Origin of the sequence: Arthrobacter sp. NPDC057013 (assembly GCF_042674585.1) — a bacterium.
Lineage (GTDB): Bacteria > Actinomycetota > Actinomycetes > Actinomycetales > Micrococcaceae > Arthrobacter.
This window is the reverse complement of sequence record NZ_JBHUSE010000010.1, coordinates 1-22,270: the sequence shown is the minus strand read 5'-3', so window position 1 is coordinate 22,270 and position 22,270 is coordinate 1. Positions and strand designations below refer to the sequence as shown.

The 22,270-nt window shown below is 68.2% G+C and carries 16 protein-coding genes; 11 read left to right on the top strand and 5 right to left on the bottom strand.

Annotated features, from left to right (window positions below; translation table 11 throughout):
* Positions 1–72 precede the first annotated feature (72 nt).
* Positions 73–2,193 (top strand): primosomal protein N', encoded by a 2,121-nt coding sequence (locus tag ACFTSA_RS14205; RefSeq protein ID WP_377952078.1) that lies wholly within the window; start codon positions 73–75, stop codon positions 2,191–2,193.
* Between the two features lie 21 nt (positions 2,194–2,214).
* Here the strand turns inward: ACFTSA_RS14205 and ACFTSA_RS14200 are convergent, their stop codons facing one another.
* The 4 genes from ACFTSA_RS14200 to ACFTSA_RS14185 all read right to left on the bottom strand — a co-directional run bounded on the left by ACFTSA_RS14200 (position 2,215) and on the right by ACFTSA_RS14185 (position 5,565).
* Positions 2,215–3,291 (bottom strand): glycosyltransferase family 4 protein, encoded by a 1,077-nt coding sequence (locus ACFTSA_RS14200; protein ID WP_377952077.1) that lies wholly within the window; start codon positions 3,289–3,291, stop codon positions 2,215–2,217.
* Positions 3,288–4,217 (bottom strand): alpha/beta fold hydrolase, encoded by a 930-nt coding sequence (locus ACFTSA_RS14195; RefSeq protein WP_377952075.1) that lies wholly within the window; start codon positions 4,215–4,217, stop codon positions 3,288–3,290. Before ACFTSA_RS14195 ends, ACFTSA_RS14200 begins: the two co-directional genes overlap by 4 nt.
* Positions 4,218–4,230: 13 nt before the next feature.
* Positions 4,231–5,100, bottom strand: a complete 870-nt coding sequence (locus ACFTSA_RS14190; RefSeq protein ID WP_377952074.1) for an aldo/keto reductase — start codon at positions 5,098–5,100, stop codon at positions 4,231–4,233.
* A gap of 102 nt (positions 5,101–5,202) precedes the next feature.
* Positions 5,203–5,565 (bottom strand): VOC family protein, encoded by a 363-nt coding sequence (locus ACFTSA_RS14185; RefSeq protein WP_377952072.1) that lies wholly within the window; start codon positions 5,563–5,565, stop codon positions 5,203–5,205.
* Between the two features lie 216 nt (positions 5,566–5,781).
* Between ACFTSA_RS14185 and ACFTSA_RS14180 the strand changes: the two genes are divergently transcribed.
* From ACFTSA_RS14180 to ACFTSA_RS14170, 3 genes are read left to right on the top strand one after another with little or no spacing between them, the layout of a single operon-like run.
* Positions 5,782–6,804, top strand: a complete 1,023-nt coding sequence (locus ACFTSA_RS14180) for a 3-oxoacyl-ACP synthase III (protein ID WP_377952071.1) — start codon at positions 5,782–5,784, stop codon at positions 6,802–6,804.
* On the top strand, positions 6,798–9,464 hold the full coding sequence (locus ACFTSA_RS14175; protein WP_377952069.1) for an alpha/beta fold hydrolase: 2,667 nt from the start codon (positions 6,798–6,800) through the stop codon (positions 9,462–9,464). The genes ACFTSA_RS14180 and ACFTSA_RS14175 overlap by 7 nt, the downstream gene beginning before the upstream one ends.
* Positions 9,461–10,456, top strand: a complete 996-nt coding sequence (locus tag ACFTSA_RS14170; RefSeq protein WP_377952067.1) for an NAD-dependent epimerase/dehydratase family protein — start codon at positions 9,461–9,463, stop codon at positions 10,454–10,456. The genes ACFTSA_RS14175 and ACFTSA_RS14170 overlap by 4 nt, the downstream gene beginning before the upstream one ends.
* On the opposite strand, the gene ACFTSA_RS14165 is transcribed toward ACFTSA_RS14170, so the two are convergent.
* Positions 10,434–11,396 (bottom strand): sugar-binding transcriptional regulator, encoded by a 963-nt coding sequence (locus tag ACFTSA_RS14165; RefSeq protein WP_377952065.1) that lies wholly within the window; start codon positions 11,394–11,396, stop codon positions 10,434–10,436. The two genes, ACFTSA_RS14170 and ACFTSA_RS14165, sit on opposite strands and share 23 nt — an antisense overlap.
* A 139-nt stretch (positions 11,397–11,535) precedes the next feature.
* Between ACFTSA_RS14165 and ACFTSA_RS14160 the strand changes: the two genes are divergently transcribed.
* From ACFTSA_RS14160 to ACFTSA_RS14130, 7 genes are all read left to right on the top strand, one after another.
* Positions 11,536–13,353 (top strand): glycerol-3-phosphate dehydrogenase/oxidase, encoded by a 1,818-nt coding sequence (locus ACFTSA_RS14160; RefSeq protein ID WP_377952064.1) that lies wholly within the window; start codon positions 11,536–11,538, stop codon positions 13,351–13,353.
* A gap of 58 nt (positions 13,354–13,411) precedes the next feature.
* A complete protein-coding gene (locus tag ACFTSA_RS14155) occupies positions 13,412–14,158 on the top strand; it encodes an MIP/aquaporin family protein (RefSeq protein WP_331572752.1) in 747 nt (248 codons plus the stop codon).
* Between the two features lie 109 nt (positions 14,159–14,267).
* Positions 14,268–15,782 carry a glycerol kinase GlpK gene (gene glpK / locus ACFTSA_RS14150; protein ID WP_377952062.1) on the top strand — a complete coding sequence of 505 codons (1,515 nt, stop codon included), beginning with the start codon at positions 14,268–14,270 and terminating at the stop codon, positions 15,780–15,782.
* A 293-nt stretch (positions 15,783–16,075) separates the two neighbouring features.
* Entirely contained in the window at positions 16,076–18,601 is a 2,526-nt protein-coding gene (gene leuS, locus ACFTSA_RS14145) for a leucine--tRNA ligase (RefSeq protein ID WP_377952217.1), read from the top strand.
* Positions 18,602–18,692: 91 nt separating this feature from the next.
* Positions 18,693–19,736: a DegV family protein gene (locus ACFTSA_RS14140; RefSeq protein ID WP_377952061.1), complete on the top strand. Its 1,044-nt coding sequence runs from the start codon at positions 18,693–18,695 to the stop codon at positions 19,734–19,736.
* 268 nt (positions 19,737–20,004) lie between these two features.
* The gene (locus ACFTSA_RS14135; RefSeq protein WP_377952060.1) at positions 20,005–21,723 is read left to right on the top strand and encodes a DUF222 domain-containing protein; all 1,719 of its coding nucleotides are present in this window, start codon (positions 20,005–20,007) and stop codon (positions 21,721–21,723) included.
* Between the two features lie 143 nt (positions 21,724–21,866).
* Positions 21,867–22,270 (top strand): transposase (locus ACFTSA_RS14130; RefSeq protein ID WP_377952059.1); only part of this gene is annotated, 404 nt, incomplete at its 3' end.

The window sequence follows — 22,270 nt, the reverse complement described above, 5'->3', positions numbered from 1 at the left end:
GGGAATGTCAGACCCGTGTGATTGGCTGATCAGTAATATCGGACGGAGGTAAGGCGCATGACGGCAAACGGCATGTCTATGCATCCAGCATCAGAACCCCTGCAGCTGTCCCTGCTGCAGGGGTTCCCTGCCACGGCCAGGCCCTCCGGCGGTCCCGTCCTGGCCGCCGTCCGTCCGGTGGCACGCGTCCTCATCGAATCCCCGCTGCCGCATCTGGACAGGCCGTTCGACTACAGTGTGCCTGCCGAGCTGGATGACGACGCCCAGCCGGGCGTGCGCGTCCGGGTGAAATTCAGCGGCCAGGAACTCGGCGGCTACCTCCTGGAACGGCTTGCCGAGTCCGACGCCGGCCAGCCCCTCGTCCCGCTGCACAAGGTCGTCTCGCCGGTTGCTGTGCTGACTCCCGCGCTGCAGGAGCTCGCCGGCCGCGTGGCCGCACGCTATGCAGGCACGGTCAGCGATGTGCTCCGGGTGGCCATCCCGCCGCGGGTGGTCAAGGTGGAGAAGGAGTTTGCCGGCGCCGAACCGGCCACGCCGTCCGCCGCCGGCCCGGACCTGTCCGGCTCCGGCTGGACCGCATCGCCTGGTTGGAACCGGTACCGGAACGGTGCCGCCTTCCTCCGCCATCTCGCGTCCGGAGGCTCGCCCCGGGCTGCCCTCGGCGCGCTGCAGGGATTCGGCCCGGACGGCTGGCCGCGGCTTATCGCGGAGGCGGTGGCGGCGGTCCGGCAGTCCGGACGCGGCGCCGTCGTCGTCGTTCCCGACTACCGCGACCTGGACCGTGTCCAGGCTGCCCTCGAGGAGATCCTGCCCGCCGATGACGTGGCACGGCTGACGGCCGACGACGGCCAGACGCCCAGGTACCGCAGCTACCTCCGGGTCCTCAACGGCTCCGCGGGCGTCGCCGTGGGCACACGCTCGGCGGCCTACGCCCCCGTACAGAACCTGGGGCTTGTTGTCTGCTGGGACGACGGCGACGACCTTCACGTCGAACAGCGTTCCCCGTACGCCCACACCCGTGAGGTGCTGCTGCTCCGTGCCGAACAGGACGGTGCGGCCTGCCTGCTGGCGGGGCACGCGCGCAGCACTGAGGTACAGCGGCTGGTGGACGCCGGCTGGGCGATGCCCGTGGACGCGGAACGCACCGTGGTCCGCCGCACGGTTCCCCGGGTCCTGAACACAGCCGACAGCTTCGAACAGGAGCGCGACCCGCTCGCCCGGCTGGCCAGGCTGCCGGGCGCCGCGTGGCGCACCGCCAAGGACGCGCTCGAACGCGGCCCTGTCCTGGTCCAGGTGGCCCGCGCCGGATATGCGCCGTCACTGGCATGCGAAACCTGCCGGGAACCGGCGCGTTGCCCCTCCTGCCAGGGTCCGCTCGCCATGGCCGGCAGCGCCGCCGTTCCGCAGTGCCGCTGGTGTTCGACGCCGGCACCGGCCTGGCGCTGCGTGCATTGCCACGGGACCCGTCTCCGCCGTGGCGCCGCCGGCGTTCTCCGCACAGCCGAGGAACTGGGCCGGGCATTTCCCGGAAAGGCCGTGGTCACCTCATCCGGCCAGAACGTCAAGGCCACCGTGACGGACGCGTGCGCGCTGGTGGTGGCCACGGTGGGTGCCGAGCCCGTGGCGCCGGGCGGGTACGCCGCGGCGCTGCTGCTTGACGGCGATTCACTGCTTCGCCGCGAGAACCTGCGCGCGGGCGAGGACGCTGTCCGGAGGTGGTTCAACGCCGCTTCACTGGTCAAGCCTGCCACCGAGGGCGGGATCGTTGTCATCACCGCCGACGACACCGCCGCCGTGGGCGCGCTGCTGCGGTGGGACCCGGCCGGCTATGCCCAGCGGGAACTGGGCCTGCGCACCGAGCTGCAGTTGCCGCCGGCGGTGCGGGTTGCCGCCGTCACCGGCGGCAGCACCGCCGTCGGCCATTTCACCGCCTCGGCAACCAAGCTTCTTGCCGACGAGGGAGTGGAGCTGCGCGTTGCGGGCCCTGCGCCGCTGCTGCAGACCGCAAGCACCCATGCGGCGGTCACCCCGGCAGCGGCCACGGAGAGCGTGGACGTGCGCACACTGCTGTTCATCCCGTACGCGCAGGCGGCCGCTGTGACAAGGGTTCTCCGCGCTGCCAAGGCAGCAGGCGCGGCGAAACGCAGCGAGGACCCGGTCCAGCTGCGGCTCGACGGCGTGGACGTGCTCTGACGCTTCGGGTTCGGCGCTGCTCTACTTGCGGCGGAGCGCCATGACCTCCGCCGCAACGTCCACCAGCTGGCGGGCGGATTCGTCCCAGCTGAACTGCTCTGCGCGCCTCACCGACCGCCGTGAGATGTCCTGCCAGTGCTGCCGGTCCGCGAGGCTGCGGACGGCGGCGGTGAACTCCGGCGCTGATTCGGTAGCAACGTAGGTGGCGGCGTCGGCTCCCACCTCGCGGAAGATTGGAATGTCGCTGGCGATCACAGGGGTGCCCAGAGCCATGGCCTCCACCAGGGGCAGGCCGTAGCCCTCGGCCTTGGACAGGGTGACCAGCGCGGTGGTGCGGTTCAGCAGTGCCGCGTATTCGTCGTCGCTCACTCCGTTATGGAAGACGACGTTCGCGCCGGCGGGAATATGCGCCTCGAGCTCGGCCCGGCGGTGCGGCGTGATCCGGCTCAGTAGGTGCAGGGCGTAGTCAGGGAGGCCGGCCATCCCGGCGAGCATGGTTTCAACGTTCTTGTAGGGCATGAACGAGCCCATGTAGAGCAGTGTCTTCTCCGGCGCCGCTTCCGGGTCGCGGGGCCGCTGGGCCGGCTGTGGGGCGTTGCTGACGATGCGGACCGGACGGCTGGTCAGGCGGTACTTGGCCATCAGGGCCTCGGTGGTCCTGCTGATGGTGGCGACGACGTCGGCGCGGTTCAGCAGCACCCGCTGGGGCCAGAACGCCTTGTGGTAGAGGCGCCACAGGATTCGGACCGGGGCCGGCAGGAAGCCAGGGGGCGCCGGGTGTTCGTAGTAGATGAGGTCGTGCAGGGTGAGCACCAGGCCGTACCTGCGTCCCCACGTGCCCATGGTCTGCATGGGGCACACCACCACGTCGGCCCCGAGCTGGTTGACCTTCCGGGCCACGAAGAGCTCGGCAGGGGAGAGCGGACTGCCGATGAGTGTGTAGGGAACATCGGGGAGCAGCGCCAGTTGCCGGGGGTCGCTGATGAGCATGGACACGTCGGCGATCTTGGAGACGGCCGCGATGAGGCTGGAGCCGTAGCGGCTGATGCCGTCGTGGTGGTCCGTCCGGGTGAACCGGGCATCAATCACTATCTTCACGCGGGGTGGTCCTTAAGGAAGCGGCGGATGAATCCTGCGGCAGGTTCGGGCGTTTCGTAGTGGATCAGGTGTCCGACGCCCGGGATGACATCGAGCGTTGCGTCGGGGAGCTGCGCGGCAAGCCGGTGCTGGTCCCGCAGCAGGGCGATCTCGTCCTTTTCGCCGGCGATGAGCAGCGTCGGAAGGGCGAGCCCGGGTGCCACTTCGGCCACGTTGCTGCTGACGGACGCGGTGAAGGATTCCAACAGGCTGTCCCGGTCGGCAAACGCGCTGAAGTACGCGTGGTGCTGGCCGTGAATGAAGCGCAGCAGGTCCTTGTCCTTCGTCTTGGCCATGGCCACGCTCATGACCCGCACGATGAGCGGGCTGCGCAGGAGCGCGAGGCCGAGGGGGCGGGGGAGCCGCGCCGAGAGGCGGTAGTACAGCACGGCCAGCCGGGTCATGAGGCCCTTGGGGCCTTCCAGCGCGGGCGCGGCGATGGGGTTGACCAGGATGAGGGGCCGGACCGCCTCCGGATGGGCCGCGACGAAGTGGGCAGCGACGATGGAGCCGAACGAGTGGCCTAGCAGGACGGTGTCCGGGCCCAGTCCCAGAGCCGCCATGAAGTCGCTGATGAACCGGCCGTAGCGTTCCACACTGTGGCTCGAGTCGGTAAACGCTCCGGAGCTGCCAAACCCGGGGAGGTCCGGCATGATCAGCCGCATCTCAGGCAGCTGGTCGGCCACGCGCAGCAGGCCGTGGTGGTCGCCGCGGAAACCGTGGATGACCAGGATGGTACGCGTCTCAGGCGCGGTCTTTTCCGGTTCGTACACCCAGTAGGCAACGTTGCTGCCCGCCAGCTGCACGGTGGAGGCACGCGTGCGGGCGGCGAGTCCGCTGCTGACGAAGGATGGTGCGGTGGCGGGCTCGGAGTCGGCTGTTCTCATCTGCTGGGGAGTCCTAGTTGACGTTGTCGGGGTGGGAGCCGGTGCGGTGTCCGCGCTCCAGGGCTTCGATGTCCGCCATGTCCAGGTCTGAGAGCTCGAAGCCGAATACGTCGAGGTTTTCCCGGATCCGGGCCGCGGAGCTGGCCTTGGGGATGGTGATGTTGCCCAGCTGGATCTGCCAGCGCAGGACCACCTGGGCCGGGCTCACCTTGTGTTCAGCCGCAAGGGCGCCGATGACGGGGTCCTCCAGGACCTGTCCGCGGCCCAGGGGGCTCCACGCCTCCGTGCGGATTCCCAGGCCGCGGTGCTTCTCCCGCAGCTCGGCCTGCTGCAGCCAGGGATGGAGCTCGATCTGGTTGACGGCCGGCACCACCTCGGCTGTTTCCAGCAGCTGGTCCAGGTGCTGCGGCAGGAAGTTGGAGACGCCGATGGCCCGCACCTTGCCCTCGCGGTACAGCGTCTCCAGGGCGCGGTAGGTCTCCTGGAACAGCCCGCGCTTCGCACACGGCCAATGGATCAGGTACATGTCCACGTATTCCAGGCCGAGGTTGATCATGGACGTATCGAACGCCCGCAGCGTCGCGTCGTAGCCGTGGTCGTCGTTCCACACCTTGGTGGTGATGAACAGGTCCTCGCGCGAGGTGCCCGGGGCGGCCTCGCCCGAACCGCCGGTGGAGGCTTCAGCGGCGAATACCTCGACCAGTCCGCGCGCCACCCCGGATTCGTTCCCGTACATGGCGGCCGTATCGAAATGGCGGTACCCGGCTTCCAGGGCGGTGGCCACAAGGTTGGCGGTGTCTTTCGGCGGAACCTTGTACAGCCCGAAGCCCAACTGGTCGATCAGCACGCCGTTGTTCAGGCTGAGCCGGGGTGAGGTAGTCATGGATACGACTCTACCGATACCGCGCCGCCGCGCGTGGGACTGGCAGGTGGAGTTTCAGTCCCGGACCCGGGAGCCCGGCCCCGGTTGAGCCCCAGAGGGCGTTCAGCCCCAGCAGAGGCAGAAGGGGTGGCCGGCGGGGTCCGCATAGACCTGGAAGCCCTCGGCGGAGGTGGTGTCCTCCGCCGGCTTCAGCAGGCGTGCACCGAGGGCGATGGCCTCGTCATGGGCGGACGCGACATCCTCGACATAGAGGTCCAGGTGGATCTGCTGCGGGTTCCCGTCGGGCCATTCCGGCGGCACGTGGTTCGGCGCGAGCTGAAAGCCCAGGCGAGGGCTCCCGTCGACTCTGACGGTGTGCCAGTCATCCTCGGCTTCCACGGTGCCGCCCAGCAGGCCGGCCCAGAAGGCGCTTTCCGCAGGAAGGTCGGCGGCGTCGAACACAACGATCTGTCTGGTGATTTTCATGCGGTCATCCTTGCATAGCCGCGATGCTTTTCCGAGAGTTTCCCACCGGTTCGGGTCAAGCGCGGGCAGAAGCGCGTGGATCCGCGGTGGCGCCGCGGGCGCAAAATAGGATGATCCGGGCCCGCACCGGCATAGTTAAGCTCTTGGGCTTGCGCTTATGGGTTTATGGGTACGGTCACCGCATGAATGCAAGACGGAAACGAACAGGGGCTTGACTTGGCAGGAAATGCAACCTTCCGGCACAGCAACACCGCGCTGCTGTCGGTGAGCAGTGTCGAGGCTCCGCGGATCGTGAGTTCCATGGATTTCGATCGCCGGTTGGCTTCGACCCTGCAGCGGCTGAAGTTTCCGCCGCGGCTGCTGGAGCGCGTAGCCGGCATTACGCACCGCCGCTGGTGGGCCGCCGGGACGTCGTTCGATGATGCCGCGGTGGAAGCCGGCGCGAAGGCCTTGGCCGAGGCCGGAATCGAAGCGTCCGACATTGGCCTGCTGATCAACACCTCGGTCACGCGGCGCAACCTGGAACCGTCCGTCGCGGTGAAGATCCACCACGGACTCGGGTTGCCGTCATCGGCCATGAACTTCGATCTGGCCAACGCCTGCCTCGGATTCGTGAACGGGCTGACCCTGGCGGCCAGCATGATCGACTCCGGCCAGATCAAGTACGCGATGATCGTCAACGGTGAGGACGCCGAGGCAACGCAGGAGGCCACCCTGGCCCGGCTGCAGCGGCCCGAGACCACGCGGGAGGACTTCAACCGGGAGTTCGCCACGCTCACGCTTGGATCCGGGGCTGCCGCAGCCGTCCTGGGCCCGGCGGACCAGAATCCCGGCGCGCACCGGATCGTGGGCGGCGTGATGCGGGCCGGCACCGAGCACCATGAGCTGTGCGTGGGCGGCATCGACGGCATGGCAACCGACACGAAGGGCCTGCTCGACGGCGGCCTGCAGCTCGTGGTCGACGCCTGGCACGAGGCGCAGCCGGAATGGGATTGGGGCTCGATGGACCGGTACGTCACGCACCAGGTGAGCAATGCCTACACGAAGGCCATCATTGACGCGATAGACCTGGACCCGGACAAGGTTCCCATCACGTTCCCGCACTGGGGCAATGTTGGCCCGGCTTCGCTTCCGATGACGCTGGCCGCGGAGGCCCAGACCCTCGAAACCGGCAACCGCGTGCTGTGCATGGGCGTCGGGTCAGGCCTGAACACTGCCATGATGGAAATCGTTTGGTAGCCGCGGGCTGGCCCGGCGTCGTCCCCGAATGGTCGCGCGAAATCGCGGTTGCCTCCACGTCTGCCGCGGATGAGCCCGGAACCGTTCGCCGCTGGCACCTGCTCGACAACGCTGCCCAGCTCTCCGCCCGCGGTCTGACTCCCGCCGGCACCCTGCTGTGCGTCCATGGGAACCCGACCTGGTCCTACCTGTGGCGGAGCCTCCTGGCAGCCGGATCGGACCCCGCGCATCCGTGGCGCGTGGTGGCGGTGGACCAGCTGGACATGGGGTTCTCCGAACGCACCGGCACCTTCCGGCGCCTAGCGGACCGGATCAACGACCTGGCTGACTTAACGGACGCACTGGGCCTGGACGGGCCGGTGGTTACGGTGGGTCACGACTGGGGCGGCGTGATCAGCCTGGGCTGGGCCCTGGCGCATCCGCAGCAGCTCGCCGGGGTCGTGCTGACCAACACCGCCGTCCACCAGCCCTCCGAGTCGGGGATCCCGCCGGCACTGCGGCTTGCCCTGCACCCCGCCGTGCACGGGTGGGGCACCACGACGTCGGACGCCTTTCTTCGCGTGACGCACTCGCTGGCGAACCCGCCGCTGCCCGCCGACGTCCGGAAGGCCTACATGGCCCCGTACCGTGGCGCCGGGCGCCGCGCCGGCGTGGGGAACTTCGTTGCGGACATCCCTGTGGATGCTTCCCATCCCAGTTTCCCGGCGCTCAGCGGCGTGGCCGAAGGGCTGCACGGGCTGAAGGTTCCGGCCTTGATGCTCTGGGGCCCGCGCGACCCGATCTTTTCCGACCGGTACCTCAAGGACCTCATCACCCGGCTGCCGCACGCCAGGGTGCACCGCTTCGAGGGAGCCGGACACCTGCTCGCGGAAGACCGGGACATCGCCGCACCGGCCTTCGAGTGGCTTTCCGGGCTCGGCCGGGACGGCGGTCTTGTCCCGGAGGAGACGACAGCCGGGGCCGACGGCGTTCCGCCCCTGTGGGGGCCACTCACCGAACTGGCGGCAGGAGCCGCCGGCGGGGACACCGCCGTCGCCGAAATGGACGCGGCCGGCAACGTCGCCCGCCGGCTCAGCTGGCAGGCGCTGGAATGGAGCATCGCAGCCCTCGCGGCGGGGCTGCGCGCGGCCGGAGTGGGGCGCGGCAGCCGGGTGAGCCTGATGGTTCCGCCCGGAGCGGATCTGACCGTGGCGCTCTACGCCTGCCTGCGGCTTGGTGCGGTGGTGGTCGTGGCCGACGCAGGGCTGGGAACCCGGGGCCTGAGCCGCGCCGTGAAGGGCGCTACCCCGGATTTCCTCATCGGCATTGACAGGGCGCTGGCGGCTGCCGCGGCGCTCGGCTGGCCGGGACGGCGGATCAGCATGTTGGATCTCCCGCCGGCCAGCAGGCGCCTGCTCGGGGTCGAAACCTCGCTCGCCGCCCTCGCCCGGCGCGGAGCCGGGCTCAGCCCGGAGCTTATGTGCCATGCGTCGTCGCCAGCGCCCGACCCGGATGCCGACGCCGCCGTGCTCTTCACCTCCGGTTCCACCGGGCCCGCGAAGGGCGTGCTGTACACCCACCGTCAGCTGGCCGCGATGCGGGACACGGTGGCGGAAACTTTCGGGATCAGTTCCGGTGCCCGCCTCGTTGCGGCTTTCGCGCCGTTCGCGTTGCTGGGGCCCGCCCTCGGAGCGGTCTCGGTGACGCCGGCCATGGACGTCACGGCGCCCCGAACCTTGACGGCCCGCGCGCTGGCGGACGCCGCCGCGGCCATCGAGGCAACAGTGGTCTTCGCCTCGCCCGCGGCGCTGCGCAATGTCGTCGCGACCCGGGGCGGTCTGGGCCGGGCCGGACTCGGGGCCCTGGGGCGTGTGGAGCTGCTGCTCTCCGCGGGGGCGCCTGTCCCGGAACCGCTCCTGGCGGACGTGCAGCGGCTGCTGCCCCAGGCTTCGCTGCACACGCCGTACGGGATGACCGAGGCACTGCCCGTGACCGACATCAGCCTCGAAGGAATCCGCGAGGCGGAGGCGGACGCCGCCGCCGGAACCGTGCCCGGGGCCGGTAACGGCGTGTGCGTGGGCCGGCCGGTGCACGGAGCCCGCGTCGCCGTCGTGCCGTTGGCGGCGGACGGCACCGCACCCGGGAACCAGCCGGTCACGGAGGCGGGAGTGACCGGCGAGATCCTCGTCGGCGCCCCGCATGTCAAGCAAGCCTACGACCGGCTCTGGCTGACCCAGCGCGAGAGTATCCGCACGCCCGGCTGGCACCGCACCGGCGACGTGGGGCACTTCGACGCCGCCGGCCGGCTCTGGGTGGAGGGGCGCCTCGCCCACATCGTGACGGCGCCCCGTACCGTGGTGACGCCGGTGGGCGCCGAGCAGGCCATCGAACGCCTGGACGACGTCGGCCTGGCTGCGGTCGTCGGGGTCGGTCCGTCGGGAACGCAGGCAGTCATCGCCGTCGTCGAGACGGTGCCCTCCGCCCGCAAAGCCGGCCCGGCATCGCCGCACCGTGCCGGGCGTGTCCGCGCGGCGGCTCTTGAGGCGGGCGTCAATATCTCTGCCGTGCTCGAAGTCCCGGCGCAGCCCACCGACATCCGGCACAACGCCAAGATCGACAGGACCAGACTGTCCCGCTGGGCGTCGCGGGTGCTGGCCGGCGGCCGGCCGGGAAAGCCATGAGGGTCCTGGTCACCGGTGCAAGCGGGCTGCTCGGCCGGGAGGTGGCCCGGCTGCTGGTCCGCCAGGGCCATGCCGTGTCCACGTTCCAGCGCCGGCCGTCCGGTGTCGACGGCGCTGAGGATTTCCGCGGGTCCGTCACGGACGATCAGGCGCTCGGCCGCGCCATCGCCGGAGCCGAAGGAATCATCCACCTGGCTGCGAAGGTCTCCTTCACCGGCCGTGCCGCGGAGTTCGATGAAGTGAACGTCGAAGGGACCCGCCGTCTGCTGAATGCCGCACGGGCGGCCGGGGTGCGGGATCTGGTGTTCGTTTCCTCCCCCTCCGTGGCCAACTCCGGCGCCGCCATCGCTGGGCTGGGCGCGGAACCGGCCGACCCGGAGCACGCGCATGGCGACTACTCCCGCACCAAGGCCAAAGCGGAGCTGCTGGCACTGGCAGCCGATGCCCCCGGGTTCCGGGTCGCAGCGGTGCGCCCCCACATTGTCTGGGGCCCCGGCGACACCCAGTTGGTGGAACGGGTCCTCGCACGCGCCGGCCGCGGCCGGCTGCCGCTGCTCGACGCCGGTGCGGCCCTGATTGACACCACCTACGTGGACAACGCCGCCTCGGCGATCGTCGCCGCGCTGCACCGCATCGAACACATTCACGGCCGGGCCCTGGTGGTGAGCAATGGCGAGCCACGCCCGGTGGGCGAGCTGCTGGCGGGCATCTGCGCTGCAGGGGGCGTCGCCGCGCCGTCGTGGACTGTGCCGGGCGGGATGGCACGGGCGGTTGGAGCGGTGGTGGAGAAGGTCTGGACCCGTGCCTGCCGGAACGAGGAGCCGCCGATGACCAGGTTCCTTGCTGAGCAGCTTTCCACCGCCCACTGGTTCGATCAGCGTGAGACCCGCGAACTCCTCGACTGGACGCCTGCCGTCTCGCTGGACGAGGGATTGGCGCGGCTGGCCGAGCACTACGGGTCCCGGCCGCTCAGCCCGCGCCCTCGAAGCTGACCAGCCGCCGGGCCGAGGCCTCATCGAGGATCAGGTCGGTCGCCAGCCCTGCGACCAGTGCACCGCGGAGCCCGTTGATCTTTGACGCCCCGGACACCACGCAGATCCGCCGGCGCACCTTGCGGAGCTGGTCGAGCGACGGTCCGGTGGAACGTTCGTTCAGTGTGATGCCGTCGGAGGACCCGTCACCGCGGAAGAACACCGTGGCCACGTCCCCGACGACGTCGGACTCCGCCAGGGTGACCAGGTCGTCCTCGTCGAGGTACCCGCCCGCGTAGACGTGGCTGGGGTAGTCCGCGTCCACGGAACCCACGCCGAAGATCGCAATGCTCATGCGGGACTGCAGGTCCAGGATGCGCTGCACGCTCCGCTCGTTCCACATCGCGGTCTTCGTCGCCGCGTGGTCGAAGAAGGCCGGCACGGGAAACTGTTCAACCCGGGCCCCGTATGCGCTGCCAAAGCGGCGCATGATGTCGCTGGCGTAGGTGATGCCGGTGGTCTGCATATTGCCCGCGCCGTTCAACTGGACCACCACGCTGTCGTGGGTGATCTTGCGCGTCAGGTGCCGGCTCACCGCGCTGAGGGTGGCGCCCCACGCCACCCCGATGATGGCGTTGGAGTCCACAAGCGGGCCGATGGTGCGTGCTGCCTGCATGGCCACGCGGTCCAGCGTCTCCGCCTCATTCAGGGTGTCCAATACGGGCACCACGTGCACATCCACCTTGTACTGCGCCCGGATCAGCCGCTCCAATTCAGGTCCGGTGTCGAGCGGACTGCGGATCTGGATCTGCACCAGTCCTGTGTCCCGGGCGGTTGAAAGCAGCCGGGAAACTGTGGAACGGGAGGTCCGCAACTCCCGGGCGATGGCGTCCATGGTCAGGTCCTGCATGTAGTAAAGCTGGGCCGCGCGCAGCGCGTCGGAGTGTCGGGGACGGGGCATGCATGGTTCCGTTCTGCACGTTTGTGCATAGTGCTTGACGTTATTTTCCAATAATTCAAACAATAGTGGTGAACGGCCCCGCACCATCCGGTGCGCTGCCTGCAACAAGCTTTTCCGAACCAAACCCAAAGGAGCAGATTTGGGACTCAAGGATTCATCCGGCCGTACCAACAGCGCTGCCGTCCCCGGTGCGGAGCGCGAGTCCGTCTCCCGGCTGCGCCAGCGGCCCAGCGCCCGGGTCCTGATCATCGGAGGCGGGATCAACGGCGTCGGAACATTCCGCGATCTTGCCCTCCAGGGCGTTGATGTGGCGCTGGTGGAACGCGGTGACTACTGCCAGGGCGCCAGCGGCGCCTCGTCGCACATGATCCATGGCGGCATCCGCTACCTGGAAAACGGCGAATTCCGGCTAGTCCGGGAATCCGTGGTTGAGCGCAACAGGCTCCTGCGGGTCGCGCCCCACTACGTGAAGCCGCTGCAGACCACCATTCCCATCTTCAGCACCTTCTCCGGTGTCCTGGCCGCGCCGCTGCGGTTCCTGACCCACAAGCAGCAGGGCAAGCCCAAGGAACGGGGGGCGTTCCTGATCAAGCTGGGACTCAGCCTCTATGACTCCTTCTCCCGCGACGGCGGCAGCGTCCCCCGCCACCAGTTCCGCACGCGGCACAAGGCGCTGGCCGAGCTCCCGATGCTGCACCCCGGCGTCAAATACACGGCCACCTACTTCGACGCGTCCGTGCACAACCCGGAGCGCCTCACCCTGGACGTCCTGCAGGACGGCGAGAAGGCGGGCAGGGCCCACAACACAGCACGCGCCAGCAACTACCTGTCCCTGATATCCGTCGGGTCCAACGCAAACGGTTCCAGTACCGCGATTCTCCGCGACCACCTGACCGGTGCTGAGTTCGATTTCACCGCAGACGTTATCGTCAACACCACGGGCGCCTGGGTGGACCTCACCAATCAGGCCATGGGTACAGCCACCACCTTCATGGGCGGGACCAAGGGCTCGCACATCGTCCTGGACCACCCCGGCCTGCTGGCTGCCTGCAAGGGACGCGAGATCTTCTTCGAACACACCGACGGCCGGATCGTGCTGATCTACCCCATGGGTGACCGCGTGCTGGTGGGAACCACCGACGTCGACGCCGACATGTCCCAGGACGCCGTCTGCACCGATGAGGAAATCGACTACTTCTTCGACCTCATTGGCCATGTTTTCCCGGACATCGCCGTGAACCGCGGCCAGATCGTGTATACGTTCTCCGGCGTGCGTCCGCTGCCTAGGCACGATGCCACCCAGCCGGGATTCGTGTCGCGGGACTACCGCATCGAACGCCTTGCCCCGAGAACGGACGCCCCGGAACGCGGCACCCCGGAACCAAGCACCCGGGAGGGCGGCGCCGTCGTGTTCAGCCTCGTGGGCGGCAAATGGACCACCTTCCGCGCCCTGGCCGAACACCTGGCCGGCGATGTCCTGGCCGAACTGGGACTGGAGCGGAAAATTTCGACGGCGAAGCTCGCCATCGGCGGCGGCGCCGGGTTCCCGGACAGCGACGCCGGAATCCAGAAGTGGATCAAGGCGCACATGACCGCCACGCGCGATGCCGACCGGACAGCCGGCCTGCTCACCAGGTACGGCACCCGCGCCGAGGAAGTCATCAGCTATCTCGACGCCGGCGACGACCGGCTGCTGCGCTCCACCCGGGAGCTGAGCGTCAGGGAACTGCAGTTCATGGCGGCCCACGAACAGGTAGGGCACCTGGTGGACGTGCTGATCCGGCGCACCTCGCTCGCCTTCCGCGGCCTGGTCACCGGAGAGCTGCTAAACGAAGTTGCTGAGACCTTGGCCGAGCCGCTCGGCTGGGATGCGGCAGGAGTTGCCGCGGAGATCGACCACGCCCAGGAGGTGCTGAAGCGATACCACGGCGTCGAGGTCCACAGCCTCGTCGCCTAGCGGGAAACCGTCCTTCAAACACGCGAAGGACTGACAACAGAAAATAGAGGAGTCAAAGATGTCTCTTGGATTGGTTTTTCTTTCCGAAGTTTTCGGAACCGCCATGCTGACCCTGCTGGGTTGTGGTGTGGTGGCCAACGTTGCGCTCAAAGGCACGAAGGGCAACAACGGAGGATTCCTGATGGTCACGTGGGGGTGGGGCATCGCGGTCTTTGCCGGCGTGTACGTCGCGGCCCGGTCCGGCGCCCACCTCAACCCGGCCGTCACCACAGGCCTGCTGGTCAACGGCAAGGCCGAATACGCCCCTGGCGTACCGGTCGACCTCGCGTCCACGCTGACCTACTACGGCGGTGAGCTCCTCGGCGCTTTCCTGGGCGCCGTGTTGACGTGGCTGGCGCACAAGCAGCACTTCGATGCTGAACCCGAGCCCGCCAACAAGCTCGGTGTCTTCTCCACCGGCCCCGCCATCCGTTCCACCCCCTGGAACCTCATCACGGAAATCATCGGCACGTTTGTGCTGGTCTTCGTGATCCTCACCTTCGGCGGAACGCCGTCCGGTCTTGGCCCGCTGGCCGTGGCCCTGCTCGTCGTCGGCATCGGCGTCTCGCTGGGCGGACCCACAGGCTACGCCATCAACCCCGCCCGTGACCTCGGACCCCGCATCGCCCACGCCATCCTGCCCATCAAGGGCAAGGGGTCCAGCGACTGGAGCTACTCCTGGATCCCGGTGGCAGGACCGCTCATCGGCGGCATCCTGGCCGGGCTCGTGGGGCTGCTGCCCATCGTGTTCAAGGCGGCCACCTGACCCACGGCGCCTGACCCGAACGGCGCCCTCATAAGCGGCACCTTTATCCGAAAACCATATCCATAACCACATCTGTTCAAACTCAAAGCACAACGACAAGGACGTCATCATGAGCCAATACGTAATCGCCGTCGACCAGGGCACCACCAGCACCCGCGCCATCGTTTTCGACCAGAGCGGCAACATCGTGTCCTCCGGCCAGATGGAACACGAGCAGATCTTCCCGCAGGCCGGCTGGGTGGAGCACGATCCCACGGAGATCTGGGACAACACCCGCGAGGTCATCGGCTCCGCGCTGTCCAAGGCGAACCTGACCCGGCACGACATCGCCGCCGTCGGAATCACCAACCAGCGCGAGACGGCGGTGGTCTGGGACAAGACCACGGGCAAGCCCATCTACAACGCGATCGTCTGGCAGGACACCCGGACCCAGCCCATCGTCGACGAACTGGCGAAGGACGGGGGAGCGGACCGGTTCAAGCAAAAGGTCGGGCTGCCGCTGGCCACGTACTTCTCCGGTACCAAGATCAAATGGATTCTGGACAATGTCGATGGCGCGCGGGAGAAGGCGGAGGCCGGGGACCTGGTCTTCGGCAACACCGACTGCTGGGTGCTGTGGAACCTCACCGGCGGGGTGGATGGCGGAGTGCACGTCACGGACGTCACCAACGCCTCCAGGACCATGTTCATGGACCTCGACACGCTGCAGTGGGACCAGGAAATCCTGGGCATCTTCGGTGTTCCGGCGTCCATGATGCCCGCCATCAAGTCCTCCTCCGAGGTCTACGGCACGGTCCATACCTCGCAGCTGCTGCGGGAGGTCCCTGTGGCCGGCATCCTCGGCGACCAGCAGGCAGCCACCTTCGGCCAGGCCGCGTTCGAGACCGGCGAAGCCAAGAACACCTACGGCACCGGGTGCTTCCTGATCTTCAACACCGGCGAGGAGATCGTCCACTCCAAGAACGGGCTCCTGACCACCGTCGGCTACAAGCTCGGCGACGCGGCACCACACTACGCGCTCGAAGGGTCGATCGCAGTCACCGGTTCGCTTATCCAGTGGCTGCGCGACAACCTCAACATGATCAGCAGCGCCCCCGAAGTGGAGACCCTCGCCGCGTCGGTCAAAGACAATGGTGGCGTGTACATCGTGCCCGCGTTCTCCGGCCTCTTTGCGCCCTACTGGCGCTCGGACGCGCGCGGCGCCATCGTGGGCCTGACCAGGTTCGTGAACAAGAGCCACATCGCCAGGGCCGCGCTCGAGGCCACGGCCTTCCAGACCCGTGAGGTGCTGGATGCGGTCAACGCGGACTCGGGCGTCCCGCTCACCGAACTGAAGGTCGACGGCGGGATGGTCGCGAACGATGCCCTCATGCAGTTCCAGGCGGACATCCTCGGCGTTCCCGTCATCCGCCCGAAGGTGGTGGAAACGACGGCGCTGGGCGCGGCCTACGCAGCGGGCCTCGCCGTCGGCTTCTGGAAGGACCTCGGCGAGCTGTCCGCGAACTGGTCCGAGGACAAGCGCTGGGAGCCGAACCTGGATACGGAGGAGCGGGAACGCCAGCTGCGCCTCTGGAAGAAGGCCGTCACCAAGTCCATGGACTGGGTCGACGCGGACGTTAAGTAGTTCTCATCATTAGTGGGGGCCGCCTCACCTTGGCGAGGAAGGCGGCCCCTGCCGCTCGTGGCGACTGGGCTTCGGGTGCCGGGAGGGGGAAAGGGTGTGGTTGCGCTAAAGTAGGGGTATGCGTGCGATCCTTCTGCTTAGCTAGCCGCTTGGTATCCCGAACAAATACGGATTATCGAGCGGCCGCCCCTCCATGTCGAGGGGCTTTTGTGTGTCCGGGGAGACCTTCCCGGCGGCGGGGATCAGACCGTTGTGACAGGACAGAGGTCATGACAGAACAGAAGAGGGCAGCAGTGAGCGTTCAGCCGGAGACCGAAACCGGAACAGCAGCAGGTGGAGCGGAGACGCCCGAAGAGGGCGCGTACAGCTTCGCGGCGATGGAGGCCCGGTGGCCGCAGGTATGGGAAGACCTGAAGGTCTTCACCCCCGCCGACGACGGATCCCGGGAGCGCCGCTACGTCCTGGACATGTTCCCCTACCCGTCCGGCGACCTGCACATGGGCCACGCCGAGGCGTTCGCCATGGGCGACGTGGTGGCCCGGTACCTGCGCCAGCAGGGGTACGACGTGCTGCATCCGATCGGCTGGGACTCGTTCGGGCTGCCCGCTGAAAACGCGGCGATCAAGCGCAACGCCCACCCCAGCGAGTGGACGTACGCCAACATCGACACCCAGGCTGCTTCCTTCAAGCGCTACGCCATCTCCGCTGACTGGTCACGCCGGCTGCACACCTCCGATCCGGAGTACTACCGCTGGACGCAGTGGCTGTTCAAGCGCTTCTACGAGCGCGGCCTCGCCTACCGCAAGGACTCGCCGGTCAACTGGTGCCCCAAGGACCTCACCGTCCTGGCCAACGAACAGGTTGTCAACGGCGCCTGCGAACGCTGCGGCACGGCAGTGACCAAGAAGTCGCTGAACCAGTGGTATTTCAAGATCACCGACTATGCGGACCGGCTGCTGGATGACATGTCCGAGCTGCAGGGGCACTGGCCCGAGCGCGTGCTGGCGATGCAGCGAAACTGGATCGGCCGCTCGGAAGGCGCCCACGTCCGGTTCGTGATCGAGGCATCTGACGGACGTGCCGAGCGTGAAGTCACGGTCTTCACCACGCGTCCGGACACCCTGTACGGCGCCACGTTCTTCGTCGTGGCCGCTGATGCGCATCTGGCCCTGGACCTGGTTACCCCCGAACACCACGACGCACTCATGGCCTACCGTGAAAAAGTAAAGGCCCTGTCGGACATCGAACGCCAGTCCACCGAGCGTGAAAAGACGGGTGTGTTCACCGGCCGCTACGCCATCAACCCGCTGAACGGTGAAAAGCTGCCTGTTTGGGCTGCGGACTACGTCCTGGCCGACTACGGCACGGGCGCCATCATGGCTGTCCCCGCCCACGACCAGCGCGACCTCGACTTCGCCAAGGAGTTCGGCCTGCCTGTCCGCGCGGTGCTGGACACCGGCGAGGAGGATCCCGCAGTCTCCGGCAAGGCGACCGCGGGGGAGGGCACGCTGATCAACTCCGGCGTCCTGGACGGGCTGCCCAAGAGCGATGCCATCCCGGAAGCCATTCGGATTCTTGAGCAGCAGGGCACCGGCGAGAAGTTCGTCAACTTCCGGCTGCGTGACTGGCTGCTGAGCCGCCAGCGGTTCTGGGGCACCCCGATCCCCATCATCCACTGCGCCGAGTGCGGGGAAGTGCCGGTCCCCGACGACCAACTGCCGGTTACGCTCCCCGAGAACCTGCGTGGCGAAGCGCTGTCACCAAGGGGCACGTCGCCCCTGGCTGCAGCCGCAGAATGGGTCAACGTCGAATGCCCGAACTGCGGCCGCGCGGCCCAGCGGGACACGGACACCATGGACACCTTCGTGGACTCGTCCTGGTACTTCCTGCGCTTCGTCTCCCCGCACTACACCGATGGCCCGTTCGATCCCGAGAAGATCAACGACTGGATGCCGGTCGGGCAGTATGTGGGCGGCGTGGAGCACGCCATCCTGCACCTGCTCTACGCACGGTTCTTCACCAAGGTCATTCATGACATGGGCCTGCTGGCGGCGGACGAGCCCTTCAGCGCCCTGCTCAACCAGGGCCAGGTGCTCAATGGCGGCAAGGCCATGAGCAAGTCGCTGGGCAACGGTGTCGACCTGGGCGAGCAGCTGGACAAGTTCGGCGTCGACGCCGTCCGGCTCACCATGGTCTTCGCCTCCCCACCGGAGGACGACGTCGACTGGGCCGACGTTTCGCCGTCGGGCTCTGCGAAGTTCCTGGCCCGCGCCTGGCGCCTCGGCCAGGACGTCTCCAGTGCCCCCGGTGTTGACTTCAGCACCGGTGACCGCGCGCTGCGCTCGGTCACGCACCGGACCATCGCGGACGCCGCGGAGCTGCTGGACAATAACAAGTTCAACGTGGTGGTGGCCAAGCTCATGGAGCTGGTCAACGCGACGCGCAAGACCATTGATTCAGGTGCCGGCGGTGCCGATCCGGCCGTGCGTGAAGCGGCCGAAGCAGTTGCCGTCATCCTGAGCCTCTTTGCGCCGTACACGGCGGAGGACCTGTGGAACGTCCTGGGGCACCCCGCGTCGGTGGCCAACGCCGGCTGGCCCGCGCACGACGATGCCCTTCTGGTGCAGGAGACCGTTACCGCGGTGGTCCAGGTCCAAGGCAAGGTCAGGGACCGGCTCGAGGTATCACCGGCCATCTCCGAGGACGAGCTGCGTGAGCTGGCGCTGGCTTCCGAGAATGTCCAGCGCGCCCTCGACGGCCGTGGCATCCGGACCGTCATTGTGCGGGCACCTAAACTGGTGAACATCGTCCCGGCCTAGCAGCGTTACGTCAGTCGCCGGGGGCGACTGACTGGCCGGATCCGGCCGCCGGCACCGCCGGCGGCCGGAAATAACTGCAGGGGGTTGCGCCGTGATTGACCGAGAGCCGGCAGCCTGGCTGTGGTTAAAGGAGCACCTGGTCCGTCTCCGCCAGGCCACCAGGCCTGGCCAGGTCCCGCCCACGGGCGAGCCCGCCGTCGTCGTACGTACCGCCGTGGTGACGGACTCCGCGGCCGCCCTGCCCGCCGGCTGGGTACGGGCCTTCTCCATCAACGGCCGGCTGACCGTCATCCCCATGCCCGTCATGGTGGGCGAGGAGATCTACGGCGAGGGCGAGGACGACATCGCCGGGACCATTGCGGTGGCGCTGGCCGCTGCGACACCTGTCAAGACTTCGCGGCCGTCGCCTGGCCAGTTTGAGCAGGCGTATCTGGCCGCCGAACGGCAGGGCTTTGAGTCCGTTGTGTCCATACACATATCCGGTGGGCTGTCCGGCACCGCCGATGCCGCGCGCCTCGCTGCCGGCCGGGTGAAGATCCCGGTGGAGGTGCTGGACACCCGCACCGTGGGCATGGCGCAGGGGCTCGCGGTCCAGAGCGCCGTGGTGGCAGCGGCGGACGGCCGCGATTCCAGTGAAGTGCGCCGGCTCGCCGAGGAGAGGGCGGCACGGTCCAAGGTGTTTTTCTACGTGCCGAGCCTGGAGCAGCTGCGGCGCGGCGGGCGTATCGGCTCCGCGGCTTCACTGGTCGGGGCGATGTTGGCCATCAAGCCGATTCTCGCGGTCGATGGCGGCAAGATCGTTCCGCTGGAAAAGGTCCGCTCTGCGGCGAAGGCCATTGCCCGGCTGGAGGAGATCGTGGTGGCGGAGGCCGAGGGCCGGCCGCTGGGGGAAGCCCGGCTGGCCATCCACCACTTCGGCAACCAGCCCGAGGCCGAGCTGCTCGCGGCCCGGCTGGCGGCGAAGCTCCCGGCCCTTCCACCGGCACAGATCAGCTCGCTGCCCGCCGTCTTGGCGGCCCACGCCGGACTCGGCGTCCTTGCGGTGATCGTGGGGGAGAGCAGCTCGTCCGTCGCCGGTTGCCTCGCCGCCCATTCCAAGGCCGGCGGCCCCGGCGGTACTGACGCCGGCACCTAGTACATTTGGCTCTGGGACTTTAAACGACTAGGGCACCTTGAACAACTAGGACCTTGAACGCCTGGAACCTGGGATCGGCGGTCCGGGCCGATGGAACCGGCCTCAAAGGCGCACAACTGGGTCGCAGCTCATGGCGTTTTCAAGCTAGGAAACGCCCTGATCTGCTAGCTAGTTTTCGTTCTCAAGCGCTCCAAAAAACGTTTCCGTCCGGTCCGCATGCGGTGCACTTTCCACCTAAATCGTCACAGCCCCCTGTCATGCTGTGGGTATGGATAACGCGGCAGCTGCGGAGGTGTTGGAGGCCATCGGTGCTTCCGCTTTGTCGTTGGCTGCTGGGTTCCGTCGAGCGGCTGATCCGGGACCGGCTCATCCGGGTCCGGGAGCGGCTACGCCGGGTCCGGCTCATCCGGGTCCGGGAGCGGCTACGCCGGGTCCGGGTTCGGCTTCGCTGTCCGGTGGGGCGGATCCTTTGGGGGATCTGGTGGGTGCGTGCCTGGATGGTCTGGCGGGTGTGGCAGCGCTGGAGGCCCGGCTGGCGGCGGTGAAGGTGCGCCTCGCCGCCGGCTTCGCGGCGGCGGAGGAGGCCATGACTCCGCTGAATGCGTCCGCGCAGGACCGTACCGTCCGGCGGATGTCGGTGAGGGCTGAGGTTGCTGGCGCACTGACTGTCAGTGAAGGGTCGGCGGAGCGGTTGTTGGTTGAATCCGCCAAACTCACCAGGGATCTGCCGCTGACTCTTGCCGCGCTCGGGTCGGGAACGTTGTCCTGGGAGCACGGGCGGATCATGTGTGACGAGACCGAGGGGCTGGGGCCGGCTGCTGCGGCGGCGTTTGAGGCGCATTTCCTGGACCCGGGCGCACCGAACCCGGCCCGTGGCTGCGCGTCGGGGGAGTTGACGCCGGCGAGGTTCCGGGCGAAGGCCCGGTATTGGCGGGAACGGCATCACCCGGTCAGCATTGAAAAACGGCATGGCAGGTGTGTGGAGGATCGGCGGCTGGAGTTTGCCCCGGACCGGGACGGCATGGCGTGGCTGTCGGCCTATCTGCCGGCGGATCAGGCGGCCGGGATCTGGAACCGCGCCACCGCCGCCGCCCGCGCCTTGCAGGGCCCGGCCGAGTTCCGGACCTTGACCCAGCTCCGCGTGGATGCGTTCGCCGGCTGGTTGCTCGGCCCGGCACCGGCAGTGGGCGGCGCGAACGATGACCCGCCCACAGAATTCGTTCCCGCAGATCTCCTGTCGACAGGTTCCCTGCCGGCAGGGCCCCTGCCCGTGGATGATCGGCCCCCGGACGCTGCGCTGCACGGTAAGCCGCTTCCCAGAGTTCCCCCGCCTAGCGATATCCCGCCCGCAGGATGCGGGCGGGCCGGTGCCGCAGGTTCTGCGCGGGCCGGTGCCGCAGACGCTGTTCCGGGCGCTCCTGGTTGGGCCGGTGATGTGCCGTTACCGGGGGCGCAGGTCCTGGTCACGGTGCCGGTTTTCTCCCTGCTTGGCCTGTCCGAGGAGCCGGCCACACTGGATGGGTACGGGCCGATCCCGCCGTCGATGGCCCGCCGGCTCGTCGCCGAGGGCGCCGCCTCTTTCCACCGGGTGCTTGTTGACCCGCGCGACGGGGCGCCGTTGGAGATCGGCCGCACCAGCTACCGGCTGACCAAACCGATGCGGCAGTGGTTGCGGCTCCGTGACGCCAAGTGCACGTTCCCGAGCTGCAGCAACCACTCCCTGGACAACGACGCCGACCACATCCTCGCCTGGGCCGACGGCGGCGGCACCGGCGTCGCCAACCTCGGCCAACCCTGCCCGAAACACCACAGACTCAAACACTGTGAGGATTGGGGTGGCTGGTCTGGGACTGGCTGGCAGAGTAGGTGCAGGCCGTTCCGCCCTGTGGTCGTGACTCATCAAACACGTGGCCCCTGGGGTGCCCTTGTGGTGACTTGTCCGTCCATGGAGTGGGCGGCCGGTACCTGGCCCGGCCCACCTCGGTAACTTGATCAGAAGGTTGCCCGCCCCTCAGTGACTGGGGCGTGGCTCGTCACAGTGTTGTTCCGAAGTGACCTCTACCCGGACTGGTACCGGCCGTGCGCGGCCCCTGACCAAATCCGCGAATAGAGGAAGGTGCCAGAACCACTATGTCTATCGTTGCTCATTCCCGCCCATTTGTCGTCGGCGTCGACACTCACGCCAAAAATCATGTGTACGCGATCATCGCCACCGCCTCCGGGGCACTGCTTCAGACCCGAGATTTTCCCACCACCAGCGCCGGGATCAACCGGGCCATCGCATGGGTCGCGCGCCTTACCGGCGCTGACCTGGCGACCCTGTGGGTGATCGAGGGCGCCGCCTCCTACGGAGCGCTGCTAGCCGGCGCCGTCGGCGCTGCCGGTTACGAGGTCGCCGAAGCCGCACGGATGGACGCCCGGGCCCGTCACGGGGTTGGTAAATCCGATCCGTTGGATGCACACCGGATCGGCGCCGCCGTCCTGCCGATGGAGGAGCAGCAGCTGCGCCGGCCACGCCTGAATGAAGGAGTCCG